The 13,668-nt window shown below is 42.7% G+C and carries 13 protein-coding genes; 5 read left to right on the top strand and 8 right to left on the bottom strand.

Features of this window, described 5'->3' with window-relative positions; all coding sequences use genetic code 11:
- Positions 1 to 131: 131 nt before the first annotated feature.
- From ACG3M1_RS22140 to ACG3M1_RS22115, 6 genes are all read right to left on the bottom strand, one after another.
- Positions 132 to 521 (bottom strand): PTS sugar transporter subunit IIA, encoded by a 390-nt coding sequence (locus ACG3M1_RS22140; protein WP_008816253.1) that lies wholly within the window; start codon positions 519 to 521, stop codon positions 132 to 134.
- Between the two features lie 3 nt (positions 522 to 524).
- Positions 525 to 1,658: an SIS domain-containing protein gene (locus ACG3M1_RS22135; protein WP_257339816.1), complete on the bottom strand. Its 1,134-nt coding sequence runs from the start codon at positions 1,656 to 1,658 to the stop codon at positions 525 to 527.
- Between the two features lies 1 nt (position 1,659).
- Positions 1,660 to 2,481, bottom strand: a complete 822-nt coding sequence (locus ACG3M1_RS22130) for a PTS system mannose/fructose/sorbose family transporter subunit IID (RefSeq protein WP_022300096.1) — start codon at positions 2,479 to 2,481, stop codon at positions 1,660 to 1,662.
- Positions 2,474 to 3,223: a PTS mannose/fructose/sorbose/N-acetylgalactosamine transporter subunit IIC gene (locus ACG3M1_RS22125; RefSeq protein ID WP_008816256.1), complete on the bottom strand. Its 750-nt coding sequence runs from the start codon at positions 3,221 to 3,223 to the stop codon at positions 2,474 to 2,476. Before ACG3M1_RS22125 ends, ACG3M1_RS22130 begins: the two co-directional genes overlap by 8 nt.
- Before the next feature lie 83 nt (positions 3,224 to 3,306).
- Positions 3,307 to 3,777: a PTS system mannose/fructose/N-acetylgalactosamine-transporter subunit IIB gene (locus ACG3M1_RS22120; RefSeq protein WP_002606469.1), complete on the bottom strand. Its 471-nt coding sequence runs from the start codon at positions 3,775 to 3,777 to the stop codon at positions 3,307 to 3,309.
- A gap of 68 nt (positions 3,778 to 3,845) precedes the next feature.
- On the bottom strand, positions 3,846 to 6,587 hold the full coding sequence (locus ACG3M1_RS22115; protein ID WP_009269998.1) for a sigma 54-interacting transcriptional regulator: 2,742 nt from the start codon (positions 6,585 to 6,587) through the stop codon (positions 3,846 to 3,848).
- 333 nt (positions 6,588 to 6,920) lie between these two features.
- On the opposite strand from ACG3M1_RS22115, the gene ACG3M1_RS22110 reads away from it, so the two are divergent.
- From ACG3M1_RS22110 to ACG3M1_RS22095, 4 genes are all read left to right on the top strand, one after another.
- Complete coding sequence (locus ACG3M1_RS22110) at positions 6,921 to 7,685, top strand: 6-phosphogluconolactonase (RefSeq protein ID WP_008816258.1); 765 nt, start codon at positions 6,921 to 6,923, stop codon at positions 7,683 to 7,685.
- A 67-nt stretch (positions 7,686 to 7,752) separates the two neighbouring features.
- A complete protein-coding gene (locus ACG3M1_RS22105) occupies positions 7,753 to 8,466 on the top strand; it encodes a 6-phosphogluconolactonase (protein WP_022300097.1) in 714 nt (237 codons plus the stop codon).
- Between the two features lie 33 nt (positions 8,467 to 8,499).
- Positions 8,500 to 8,970 carry a hypothetical protein gene (locus tag ACG3M1_RS22100; RefSeq protein WP_008816260.1) on the top strand — a complete coding sequence of 157 codons (471 nt, stop codon included), beginning with the start codon at positions 8,500 to 8,502 and terminating at the stop codon, positions 8,968 to 8,970.
- The gene (locus ACG3M1_RS22095; protein ID WP_008816261.1) at positions 8,967 to 9,719 is read left to right on the top strand and encodes a 6-phosphogluconolactonase; all 753 of its coding nucleotides are present in this window, start codon (positions 8,967 to 8,969) and stop codon (positions 9,717 to 9,719) included. Before ACG3M1_RS22100 ends, ACG3M1_RS22095 begins: the two co-directional genes overlap by 4 nt.
- Positions 9,720 to 10,080: 361 nt before the next feature.
- On the opposite strand, the gene ACG3M1_RS22090 is transcribed toward ACG3M1_RS22095, so the two are convergent.
- Positions 10,081 to 10,746: an HAD family hydrolase gene (locus tag ACG3M1_RS22090; protein ID WP_008816262.1), complete on the bottom strand. Its 666-nt coding sequence runs from the start codon at positions 10,744 to 10,746 to the stop codon at positions 10,081 to 10,083.
- Positions 10,747 to 10,784: 38 nt separating this feature from the next.
- A complete protein-coding gene (locus ACG3M1_RS22085; protein ID WP_395814619.1) occupies positions 10,785 to 12,269 on the bottom strand; it encodes a glucosaminidase domain-containing protein in 1,485 nt (494 codons plus the stop codon).
- An 80-nt stretch (positions 12,270 to 12,349) separates the two neighbouring features.
- Here ACG3M1_RS22085 and ACG3M1_RS22080 point away from each other — a divergent pair, with 80 nt between their 5' ends.
- Positions 12,350 to 13,663 carry an Mbeg1-like protein gene (locus ACG3M1_RS22080; RefSeq protein ID WP_227761271.1) on the top strand — a complete coding sequence of 438 codons (1,314 nt, stop codon included), beginning with the start codon at positions 12,350 to 12,352 and terminating at the stop codon, positions 13,661 to 13,663.
- Positions 13,664 to 13,668 lie beyond the last annotated feature (5 nt).

The raw sequence follows: 13,668 nt of genomic DNA, 5'->3' as shown, positions 1-13,668 counted from the left end.
ATTTTAGCATACATGATAAAAAGACTTATCCACAGCTTGCTATAATTGCTTTATTCACGACTAACGTTTTTTACGTTAATATGCTTTCACAAAATTATAGCATTTTATACAGCTTGAATAAGTCCTTCGCTTTATTGTGTTTGCTTTAGTAGGTGATTGACAAACACCATCTGTTTCTGCGCTTCCTGAATAGTGTGTTCTATATAAGCGTCATCAATGGTGCTTGTCGTTAGTACGAACTCCAGAATCAGCGGTAAATTGATTCCTGTAATGCAACGTACATTATATCTGTCCAGATAAGGAGCTACCGCCTGCGTCATGCTTCCGCACATGAGATCTGTGAAAATGATAATTTCCTCCTGATTCTCAAAGGATTCAATGATTGTTTTTAATTGCAGCGCAGCATCCCTGTCATCAACATAGGCATTAACAGCGTAAATATTGTTCTTTTTTGTTAACACCTGTATGGAACTGACATAGCCATCCGCAAGATATCCATGGGTCGCTATGATGTATTTCATGAATCATACCTCCTCTGTGTGCGTCTTCAAATAAGCAGATGCACCATCATTTGCCGCATGAACAACACTCAGACCTCTATCTTCCGCAAGCAGGTGAGCAAGCATTTGAAAGGGGACCATATACTCCATGACGCTGCAATACGGATCATCTTGAAAGTGGCACAGCAGTGCTTTGGAATCTTTCAATGGATGAGAATGATTTGCGATTAGTATTACATAATCGCTATATAACCGACACCAGCGTATCAGCTCCAGCATTCGCTTTTCCTGTACACCGTCTGGAGCAATCAAAAATAATAGAGCATCCTTTTGTATCTGTGTGGTCCCGGTATGCATAAATTCCTCCTGCTCATAAGCAAGAGCTGCAATAGATGCAGCTTCTGCGATCTTTAAACCACCTTCCTGTGCAACTGCATAGTAGGGACCGGCTCCAATATAGCGTGCAACCATTTTCGTCTGCAGCAGCTCCCTATGGTTTTTATACCAGTCTGCTGTATCCTTTATAATTTGTTTCACATTATCTTCCAATCTGGTAAAGTATTGCTGATAATATGTGTATTGCTGCCTGCTGATGAGCTCTTTTTGATTTGCCGTTTCTATGATGCAGAGAAATGTTATCAGCAGTGATGCCATATGTGTACGTGTTTCGATAAAGCTTTCCTCAGAACCGCATAGCTTATTGATGACGATATCCGAAAGGTTTGCAAGGGGAGAATTCGAATCAATAGTTATACATACTACAGGGATATTCAACCGTTTACATTCCTGTGCCATCCTGATTGGTCCGATTGTTGTTCCTGAATGTGCAGGGCAAAGCATAAGCATTTCATCCGGGCTATACTGCTGATTGATGTTAAATTGAAAATATTCAGGAAAGGAGGCAGGATTGCACACCTCTGTTTCCACCTGCAGCAATTTCTCCATACAGGGGGCAAGCATATTCCCTACAAAGGTGCCGGATGCCTGTCCGCTGAAATAAACCTTTTTTACTGTATGTGTCAGAAAATGCTGAACAAAGTCCTCAGTGAGTTCTTTTTTATGCTGTAGGAGTCTACGGATGAGCAAAGGTTCATCAGTAATCGTCCGCAGTAATGCAGTGCGTTCCTGTTCCTTTGCTGTTGTCTTGGCACCTTCCATATCAGATGATACCGAAGGAGCCCAGAATGACACCAATAATAATAACCCAGATCATTAAAACGGTAGGCTTAACATTCTTTTTACGCATCAGCCATGCACACAGCAAAGTTAGAAGCAACGGCAGAAGATTCGGACAAATTTGATCAAACAGCTCCTGAATAATGATAGGCTCCTTTCCATAGCTGATCTGTAATGGCGTAGACAACGACACATAAGCACTCGTCAACGCTCCAACCACACTGAGTCCGACAATTAGACATAAATCTGTAATTTTTTGCAAAACGCCGGAGTTAACGACCTTTTCAATGAAGACCGATCCCATTTTAAAGCCCTGATGAATACCCCACCAATGAACCAGATAATTTGGCACATTATAAATCAGGAAATAGAGAAGCAGACCAAATGGATTGCCTGCGATACACATAGAAGCCCCAATGCTGGCGGATATGATGCGAAAGCCGCCGGTCTGAAAGAAGGCATCACCGATTACGCCTGTAGGTCCCATCAAAGAGGTTTTAACTGCTTCAATCGTAGGTCCCATGGTATTACCGGATTCGACGTTTTTCACCTCCAGGGCTGCAACGATGCCGACAACAATTGCCTCAAATTGCGGACAGGTATTATAGAACTGCATATGCCGTACCAGTGCATCCCGCATTCCCTGCGGGTCATCCTTATAAATCTTTTTAAATATCGGAGTAAGGGAATAGACATAAAACATATTGTGCAGACGCTCACTGTTGTAGGAAATTTCAATCGGCATGCTGCGCCAAAAGACCTTGTGTAAATCTGACTTTGTAATTTCAAATGCTTTCTCACTCATATGCGTCTTCTCCCTTCTCATTACCTGATGCATACATGGCTACAAAGCCAAGACCTGTTGCGATGATAGTGATAGCGATAACATTCAGATTCAGGAAAGCGGCAACTGCGAAGCCGACGAAATACAGACCGATAAAACGTTTGTCCCAGAGAATGTTTAAAAGCATACCGAATCCGACAGCAGTCAGCATTTCACCGGCCTTGCCAAGACCGTTCAATACATTTTCAGGAATGACATTGATCAGTGACGTAATCGCCCCGGTTCCCAGAAGAACGGTAAGAAAGACAATGGCTGTCATGAAGAACAGCTTTACAAAACCGACACCGAGGTGAAACTGTCCGATTTTTTTATAATTTCCTTCTTCAGCCCATTTGTCAGCCCAGCGATGCATCAGATAGCTGACAACAATGTTATAAGCATTGGATACGTTCCCGCCCAGAATCGCGATTGGCATTGCAATGGAAATCGCGACATCAAAGCTGTTTCCGGTTGCCAGTGCAAAATAAGTTCCTAAAATCGCCCCGATACGCGTTTCTCCATTGATGATACCGGCATAGCTGATAAACCCCATCCATACCAGTTCCAGTGTTCCCCCGATAACAAGCCCCTGCTCGAAATTTCCCATGACCAGACCCGTTAAGGCACCGCATACGATTGGTCTGTCCATAAAGGAGCTTCCGGCGATATTGTCCATGGACCATGCAAATGCATAAACAAGGCCCAGTAAGATAGCTGTTTGCATAAGTTCTCCATTCTCCCGCTTTCTGCGAGTAAATTTTAACGAAACAACATAGATAAAGATTTGCTGTTTCCTTTTTCTCTTTCTTATAAATACTTCGTAATGGATACCGGACGTTCATCCGGTGTAACATAGGATTCCGCTTTCACGCCGAGGTCTACGATACTGCGAAGGTCATCATAATCCTCAGGGGCAAAAGCCAGAGAAGGACATACCATCTTCTTACCCGGTCCGCCTTTCATAAGTGCTACATTCAGATGCTGTATTCCGGGTACACTGCGGATGATTCGCAAGGCGTCCTTCGGTGTTTCCACAAGCAACTCAATTCTTCGACGCTCGTTTTTAGGATCCATGAGAAACAACCCTGCTTTTTCCACAGATAGAATCTTCAAACCGCAGTTTGCCGGAGCAGACATTTTCATCAAACTCATACGCAGAGGGTCCTGTATCACTGCATCATTGGCAACAACGATCATATTGATATCCAGTTTTTTCGGCCACACCTGTGAAGTCTGGTAATGTAGTAAGCGAAAATCAATTCGAAACAAACTGATCATATAAATCTCTCCTTTCTTTCCTTATTGTACATACGGTGGTGAGCTCAGGCCTCCGCATGGTTCAGGCATTACTTTTTGAATATATAATCATACATATATAAAATTTCACTCACAGGGATGTCCACCTTGTAGTAATCCATAATTCTGGCAAAGCTGTCGTTGAACATTTTCTGAAACCGTTTCTGTTCTACATCCAAAGAGTAACCACGTTCCTTCCGGGCGATTTTATTTTTCATGACAAGCCGTTCTATAATACAGGAAATATGAATGTACATACCAACCATAGTTTCATTGGCGATCAGCATACCCAGCAGCTCCTGAAGGTGATCCAGTGCTTCTTCAATAAAGGTGATCAGTTTATCTGCATTGAGTACGGTCAGGTAATTCATGACATTTTCCAATGTGAAATTCTTGATGAGATTTCGGTTAAACTGCTCTTGCTCATTCTTTGTGAAGTAGCTGTTCAGTGTTGAGGTTATACTGTCCACATCCTTGAATGCAATAACATCCTCCATCGGTACGCTGGAAACATTGCGTATGTCTAAGCGTGTTGTTGTGACAATGAACAAAACATCATACAGCTTGAATATATCATCCTGTTCCTTGTTTTTCTGTAGGCTGAGACAGTCATAGGCGAAAATACTGATATCAATCTGTCGGGGCATGCTGTTTTTAAAAAGCTGAACAACACGCTCGATTGCTTCCATTCCTGTTTCCGAGGTAAATATGATTGCTTTTTTGCGATTGATATTGCTGAATATTTTATATTCACATACGGTTTCTCTGCTTACCTTGCTCAATATTTCCTTCATTTCTACATTTCTGCGAATCTCTCCGGCCACATGCAAGGCCATTCGGGTGGAAACATTGTTGATGATTCCGATATTGATGCCGCATTCTTCAATCAGCTGTGTACCTATATTCTCCAGAGATCCCATATCCACAAGCAGAATCAAATCCTTTCGTATACTGTTGTCGTTAATATATTTTCTCAGCTTCATGACAATGTCGTCCATGGATGTACTAACCGGCATATCAATTCCTTCCATAATGTGGCTTCCAATCAGCTTGTTCGCAGCATCTGCTATGGAAGAGGCAGTGGAATAGCCATGTGAGATAATAATGCAGTTGTAACGGTATTTATCAATGGAACGGTTATAAAACTGAATATTCAAAATCAGAAATATCAGATTCATATCATTGATTTCCACATCAATTGTCTGTCGTATCTTGGTCATGATTTCCATGGCGCTTCGATAGCCTGTGGGATAATGCTCCTTTAACAGATGAATGACCTTACTGATTTCTTCGGCATGCTGCACCTCATAGCTGCGGATGGAAGAAAACATCTGCATATAGCTGTAAATAACGCGTGCAACAACGAAAGCACAATTGGATGGTATGTAGATATCATAACGGTCCAGCATATGTTCAAATACATCCAAAACCGCTTTTTCATAGGCACGAACGCGTGCATTGTAATATTTATGCTCAAATACGATATAGTCATAATAGACATTCATGTTATCAATGCAGCGTTCAAGAAACAGCTTCAGATCGATGCTTCCCTTTTCATATTCCCGATAGGCAGTCACAATAAAATCGAAGAAATCAATGATTCTTCCATTTTTTGTCTGCGGCAGATATTTGCAGATATCAATCATGTATTCCTCTTCACTATTGCTTTTATCAAGAGTCAAAGAATTGATAATAGATACCGGAAGATGATACAGATATATGTGCAGATCATCCGATACATCGTGTGACAGATAGGCATTTGCACAGCTCGACTGTATGCAGGTTGATAATTCCTCAATATTGTTTTCATAGGTATGATTCACCAGGGCGATAAACGCCTTGCTGGAAATGAGAATATTTTTCTTCAACCGCAAGCCTTCCTCTTTGAAAAATTCAATGATCAGCATTTCCTTATCTTCTATCGGCCTGTTTTGAAGGCTTGGGATATGACAGATAATCGGTATGCTGTGAAAGAAAGCGTTATGTATATTCTGCTTTGAGTCTATACAGCTGGTAAAGATAATACGGGTTCTGGACTTAAATACCTTTCCCTGTTTTCCTGAGGAAATGGTATATTCACCACTTTGCATGTACTGAATCAATAGAAAGTAGCACTGTGGTGAAAGCCGCTCAACATTCTCTATGACCAGAATTCCATTTTTTGCTCTGGCAATCAAACCACCTAGATATTTCTGCGAGCCGTTGTCCAGATAAGTCCCGAAGATGATTTGTACATCCTTTTCCCTGCCATTGCTTTCCTCATACTGACTTTCATTAAAGAAGACCAGTCTGGCATCTTTGTCTATTAGCGATTCTTCGATAGCATACTGGTAAATCAGGCGTGTGAAGAAGGTCTTGCCCACGCCGCGTTCCCCGTAAAGGAGGATTGGCAAACCGTTTGGCGGGTATTTAATAGCAGACTGGCACTGCAGAATACATTCACTGAGAGAGGTATCATGTCCAACAGCCTTCAGAAAGCTTCGTTTTGTTCGCAAAGACCTACCAAACTGATCAGTCAGCTCCTTTTCATCGTAAAATTCATTATTTTCCAGCTTGATCTGATATACACTTTCAAGTGTATGCCGATCCAGAAAATAAACCGGTCGTGTTTGAACCTTCAGAAAGATACCGTCTCTGTAAAATTCATTCAGATACTGTGAGGCAAGCGAACGAGAAATGTTCAGGCGCTTGCTTAAGTAGCTGGAATCACATTTCAGCAGCTGATTGCTGCAAAATTCAAATGTGCATTTTACAATAAATTCATAAACTTCATTTTTTGTTTCTCTACTCATTGCGGCTCCTTTCTGCACCCAATCTTTCCACTTTTATATTAAAGGGAAACGGACGCCATATGTAATGTGTCGACACTTTCGATACATAGGCAGGAAATATCGTCAGCGAATGCGTCTTTAGACCTGCCCTCATGAAGTAAAAGGTATCAGGTTCTGCTGTTAGTATTGAGCTATGCTGCTAATATATGAATTTCAATCAAGAGAACATGAAAAAAGAAAGCCGGCAACTGCCAGAATGATGGGAATAAGTGTTCAAAGTGTCGACACTTCCCTGCCCTGTCATCAGAGTATTTATAATGAAGATAAAGATATGAAGGAAAGGAGGAAATAAGCATGCGATTTGTTATAACAAAGGATTATGATGAGCTGAGTCAGGTGATTTCATCCACCATGCTGAAGCATATGCACACAGACCGGCCTCGCGTCAATATTTGCGTGACAACCGGCACGACGCCCGTACAGGCATATCAAATACTGGCTCCCCTGGTGAAAGACAAGCCGTATTTTGAACATGTCCATTACTATGTGGTGGATGAGTTCTGGTATGCAAAGGAGCCGGGAACTCAGGATATGGATATTCCCGTAAATAAAATGAGCATGGATTTAAAATTCTTTCAGGCAGCCAGTATCCCGGAAGAGAGAATTCATACTCTGCGGGATGAAACCGTGGACAGCTTTGATGCGGCGATACAACAGATTGGCGGCATGGATATGGTTCTTATGGGAATCGGTACGGATGGTCATTTCTGCGGGAACCATCCGGGTACCTTTACAAACTGGAATCAGGGCTGCCACAGCATTGACCGCTACTGTACGCCGCAGGTGAATCAGCTGCTGGAATTTCTGTTGAAGGATGACATTCACAGTGATGATGTGTCGAGAATCCCTGATCATTACCTCACGATGGGGCCGAAGACGATTATGGATGCAAAAAATATTGTCATGATTTTCTCAGGGAAAGGAAAGGCTGAGACGGTACGCAGGGCATTCTTCGGTCCGGTCACTATGGATTTTCCGGTATCTGTTTTCCAGCTTCATCCACATGTAAGCGTGCTTTTGGACGAAGCAGCGGCATCTGAAATAAGGGAGCTTTTGTAAACGGGATGCTGATTCCCCAGTATCAGCGGAAAGGAAAAGGCAGTTTCAATAAACTGCCGGTGAATGTATGAGATTTATAATTACAAAGGATCATGAAGAAGTAAGCAATGTTATGGCACAGCTAATGCTGAAGCATATGCATAGCGACAAGGAGCGTGTCAATATTTCTATCACAACGGGCAAAACGCCAGTTCGCGGATATCAAATCCTGGCTGAACAGACGAAGGGGAAGGCATATTTCAACAATGTGCATTACTACATTTTTGATGAATTCTGGTATAAGGATGATCCAAAAGGTATCTGCCGTGCCAGCCTGGACTACAAATACTTTGATCTTGCGGATGTAGAGGAGAGTCATATTCACAATCTGGATGAGAGTAACGCGGACACCTTTGATGAGGATATACAGCAGGTTGGCGGTTTGGATTTGATAATTATGGGAGTTGGAAGCAATGGCCATTTTTGTGGAAATCAGCCGGGAACCTTTGATAACTGGAATACGGGTACCCATCGTATTGACAGACATGCGACACCGCTTGTAGAAGAACTGCTGCTGCAGCTGTTGAAGGAGGATTTACATAGCGACGATACAGCACGTATTCCGAATCATTATATTTCCATGGGGCCGAAAACAGTCATGGCTGCGAAAAGTATTGTCTTCCTGATGAGTGGAGAACAAAAGGCAGAGGCAGTGAAACGAGCGTTTTTCGGACCTATCAGTGAAGATTTTCCGGTATCCATTTTTTCAGCTGCATCCGGATGTGACAGTCGTTCTGGATGAAGCTGCCGCAGGCAGAATCAAAGAGCTGCTGTAATGCTGCGTGTACACCGCTTTGAACAGGACTGTCAATATATCGAGGATACCAAGCATCATAAGCTTTATCACATTCCCGCAGAGCAGTGCGGTATATTTCAGGTATTGCACGGGGCTTTGTTTGCCGGTACTGCGCTTTGCGGTGCTGCGCTGGGACTTTCGCTACCGCTTTGGCTGGCTGTCTCAGCAGGCTGTATGCTGGCAGTACTGCTGAAGCTATATGAACATCGTGTTTTTCTGCCACGGCTTTCCTGTGTGAAACGACTGCCGAAGCAGATGGATATATCGCGCAGACAACATCATAAGCTGCTTATTATCAGCGGATTTCTCATTGCCTTCCCACTGCTTATCTTATGGAATCAGACATATCAGAATCCTGTTGTAGTTACACTGGCGCTTACTGTGACAGGTACATCCGCATTTCAGTTCATACGGCAGCTGCGAATATTACGGAAAAGGAGAATGCTATGAAATTTATTGTTACCAGAGATTATGAGGAACTGAGTCAGGTTATGGCTCAGCTGATGCTGAAGCACATGCATACTGAAAAAGAACGTACCAATATCGCTATCACAACCGGAAGCACCTGTATACAGGGATATCGACTGCTTGCCAAACAGGTGCATGGCCGGCCGTGGTTTGATCCGGTGCATTACTATATCTTTGATGAATTCTGGATTCAGGATGAACGTCATGAGAAAGAAATATCCGTTTGTCAAATCAGTCTGGATGAAAAATATTTCCACGCCGCAGAGGTTGCGCCGGATCATATTCACGATTTGAATATGGAAAATTATAAAACCTTTGATAAGGATATACAGAAGCAGGGAGGCTTAGATCTTGTGATTATGGGAATCGGGAAGAATGGCCACTTCTGTGGAAATCAACCGGGTACCTTTGACAGCTGGAACGCAGGAACACGGCTTGTGCGAACAGATGAAACACCATATCTGAGAGAGTATTCCCGTAAGCTGCTGCATCATGACTTCCACAGTGAGGATACATCCCGGATACCGGAGTATTATATTACGATGGGGCCAAAAACAATTATGTCCGCAAAAAATATTATATTTCTGCTAAGCGGAAAGGAAAAAGCCGAAACAGCAAAGAAAGCATTCATGGATCCTGTCACAATGGAATTTCCGGTATCTATCTTTCAGCTGCATCCGCATGTCACTGTTATTCTTGATGAGGCAGCGGCGGCACTGCTACCTCTGTAAACATTGTATGCACAGGCGATAATATGGCATACGCCTCTTTGCCTGTTTCAAACTGGAAAAAAGCTTAAGAGTATCCTAACGAAAGGAAACAGCTTGAGCCTTTTTCTGTATGACGGTGTGAAATTATAAAGTAACGACGATTGCTTTGAAAAGTACGATATGCAATGTCGGGTATATCATGACATAAAAAAAGTGTTAGTGTTATCGATCTGGGGGAAGATATACTGACTTACCTATATGGGTGGGGGAAGAAAGAGTAAGCCAGCTGATAACACTAACATAGTTAATATAACCTATTTTATATGTAAAATCAACTTTTTTTTAACATTTGTCAAAATTTACCTATTTATATTGGAAATATTTACTTTAAAAAGAAAGAGGTATCAAAATTGCGAAAATCATGGATGACTGCATGAACACCTGCAATTTTCTCATATGCAGCTTTTCGCTCCGGCGTGGTAATCGCAATCAGTCTGCCCGGCTGACAGCGATATGCAAAATCAAGACCGGATAGAGAATCTTCAATAATCATACAGTCCTCCAGCTTTACTCCGATTGCCTGAGCACCTTCATGAAACATAGATATCTTATCGACATGGGTGCCGTCGTCATAAATGATCTTATCAATATCAAACCAGCGGTCAAGGTGAAAGGAAGAAATAAAGAAATCAATATTATCCTTAATGGATGCTGAACAGATGGTCATTGGTATCTGCAGCTCTTTCAGATTATCCAGTACATCCTCCAGACCGTCCACTAAATGAAACATCTTCGGATCATTGATACAGCACTCGCGATACAGCGCTTCCTTTGCTTTGGACAGCTTTTCACTCTCCTCATCACGCATGTCGCCGAGCAGCAGCTCGATGATTTTCTTGTTTGTCTTCCCATGGGTATGATCCAGCTCATAATCTGAAATCGGACATCCGCGATATTTCTGAGAAAATACATCCCATGCTTCCTTATGCTTTTCAGAATCAAAAAACATCGTTCCGTTAAAATCAAATAACAGTCCTTTTTTATTCATAGCTTCTCCTTTCAGAAAGGCTTCCGCCTTTTCTCTCTTTATTGTAGTATACGGATTTGGTTCGTCAAGTCCTCCTGTATAAATCCATAGGCGTTTTTCAATCCATAGGCGCTGCTGTTTTTCTGTAGCGTTCCGTTATGGACAGGACCATCGCTGCGCACCTGAAACCATCCATCCTCCTGCTTCAATACAAGATGAGAGCAAGGAACAGCTCCTGCCCTATACAGTACAGTGTCTTTTTTCTTTGAGGAATATACGGTGACTGGCTGTTCACTGACAAGGTAGGAAATGTCACGGTCCCTTCCCTGCATCACCATATCGAAGGTCCGATAAAAATCCGCAGCCTTTTCTCCCCAGTAGGGGTCCGAGGCATAGCGTACATTCATGCCGCCTGCCTTATCGCCGAAGAACCCTCCATGATACAGATCGCTCAACGGATTGAGATAACTGTTTTGCAGGTACTTTTCCGCATGCGCAAGGATGCTTTCCCTTACGCTTTTATAGCCGGAGGCGCTTTGTGAGGGGGAATCATCATACGCTGCATGACCGAACAGATTTTTCTTTTCCCGTGCAATTGCACTTCGTCCAAAATCACTTTCGTTCATTGCCAGTGCGAACATCATGATGGCATTTGTGCCATAACGCTTCTGCGCCTCTATAAACCAGGCGCCGCTGTCATACAGAAGAGACTGCGAGGAGGACGCAAAGCCGAGATAGTTTTCCACATACCAGTTGATATCGTCCGCTGCATAGCGGCTGATGCTGCGATGCGGCAGAAACTGATAGTAATTGTAAAAGGCTTCTTTATTTGCGGCTCTTTCATGACTTCCCTTACGATAATCATCAATCATATCTTCAAAGGTGGAATAAAAATAATGACCGTCATAGCTGTAATAGGCGTGATCCTTCAGCCCTGTTTCTCCCATGGACAGCTCATTGGCGTAGCTGGATTCTGCTATATTCGTTGTTATTTTATGCGTTAACAGATGAGATGTTGCAGTATAGTGATTGATGGACGCCACATCATTTTCGTCATAATAATTATGTAAGGTGACTTCATCGACAGCTGCCCAGCCATCCACTCCTGCCTGACGAAACCGTACTTCGTTTCCGTCGTCACTGATATCGACAAAGGCGGCATCATTTCCATAGCAGCCGTTTGTATAGCCTGTTTCCTCTGTTTCTGCCATACGGTAGGAGGTGTTGAGCGTACAGTCCTTTCTTTGAAATTGTACGACACCATAACCGATCGCAATCAGCTTATGATCATAGCGGATACCTGCATTTTGTTTTTCCGCTCGTTTTGTCTGCGTCAGCATTTCTTCCTTTGCCTGCGCCAGAGAATGGTATTGTGCATACTCCTGCTCGGCACCTTCTTTCAGGATTACAACCGTATAGGTCCTTCTGGCAGAGAAAACCCATGAGATAACCAGAACCGTCAGGGCAATCAGAAGTCCGCTGGCAAGTATGGGAATATAGCGGTTGGTTTTCTTTTTCTTGCGTTTTCGAACGTTTTTTTTCATGCCTTCCTCCATTTTCTACAGTGTATCGTAATTCTTAAAAAAAGGAAAGAACTCTTGTAATTCTTAAGAAAAGTTTTATAATGATGAAAAAAGTGAGGGTGATGACGATGCTATGTGAAAAAACATTTTATGAGCTTTCTCTTCTTTCCTATTTTGATACCTATGCGGTGAACATACCGGTTTCGGATATGATTCGGCATATACAGGAGGATGAGCAGCTGATGCAGGATTACGGTCAGTATCCAGATTTCCAAAACAACATGAAGCTTGTCCGTCAGATCAACCCGGACGAATATGCGCATATGACAGTAAAGGAATGGTATAACGATAACGCAGACAGCGGTGTTGTGTATTATACATTTGAGATGGAGGATGCTTTGATATTTGCTTTCCGCGGAAGTGAAAAGCTGGATGATGTACATCACAAAACCGGATGGCAGGACTGGAAGGACAACTTCCGTATGTTTTTGAAGGACCCCACCTGGCAACAGATTCTTACACTGCACCAGATACAGAAAACAGATATACAAAAACCCTTTTATATGTGCGGACATTCCAAGGGCGGCAATCTGTCGCTGTATGTTGCCTTGACAATGAAAAAAGAGCTGCAGGATTACCTGGTAAAGGTGGTAAGCTTTAATGCACCGGGGATCACAAAGCCGATTCTTTCCCTGTATGAACAGCGTGCCAAGGATCCGGAATTTCTGGAAAAGCTGCTGATTTTTGAGAATGAGAATGACTGCGTTTCAGCGTTTTTTGAAAATTTAAAAGAACCGGTTTATGTGCGTTCCTGTTATCCATGCACAAACATGGAGGAGCTGTATCACAACCACAATTTGTATGCGATGGATTTTCGGGACAATGCCTATGTTATGGCGGAGAAGAAAACGGTTATGCCGAAGTTCTTCTATCATTTCATCAATGATTTCTTCATGAATCTGAAGGAGGAACGGGTGCAGAGGGTTGTCGCTAAAATGGACGAGTATTTTGACAGCGGCTGTTCCATGGAAGAGCTGTATAAGCTGATGCTTGTGGATGTATCCCGGTATGTATCGCTGTTTGAGGATATTCCGGAGGAGGAAATGGCGACCATCACCCTGCAGGATTTGATCGACCGCCGTAAGACTAAGCTGATTATGGATAAGGTCAAGGAGCTGCAGCCAAACAAGACGCTTCAGAAAATGGCGGATACGGTTAGAATTTCTTCTCCAGTCGCAAAGCTGAATGAGATTGATATGAAGGAAATAACACAGGGTCTCATTGATAATTATGAACTTATGGTAAAAGAGAAAACAAAGGAATTTCAAGCAATGATTACGGAAAACAATGAGAAAATCATGCATGCAATCCGATCAATACGAAATCGCGAAGGTGATTCTCAAGAAAGAATATAGTTGCA

The sequence above is a fragment of the Clostridium sp. 10cd* genome (assembly GCF_044336395.1).
Classification (GTDB): Bacteria; Bacillota_I; Bacilli_A; order Erysipelotrichales; family Erysipelotrichaceae; genus Clostridium_AQ; species Clostridium_AQ innocuum.
This window is presented reverse-complemented; position numbering and strand designations above follow the sequence as displayed.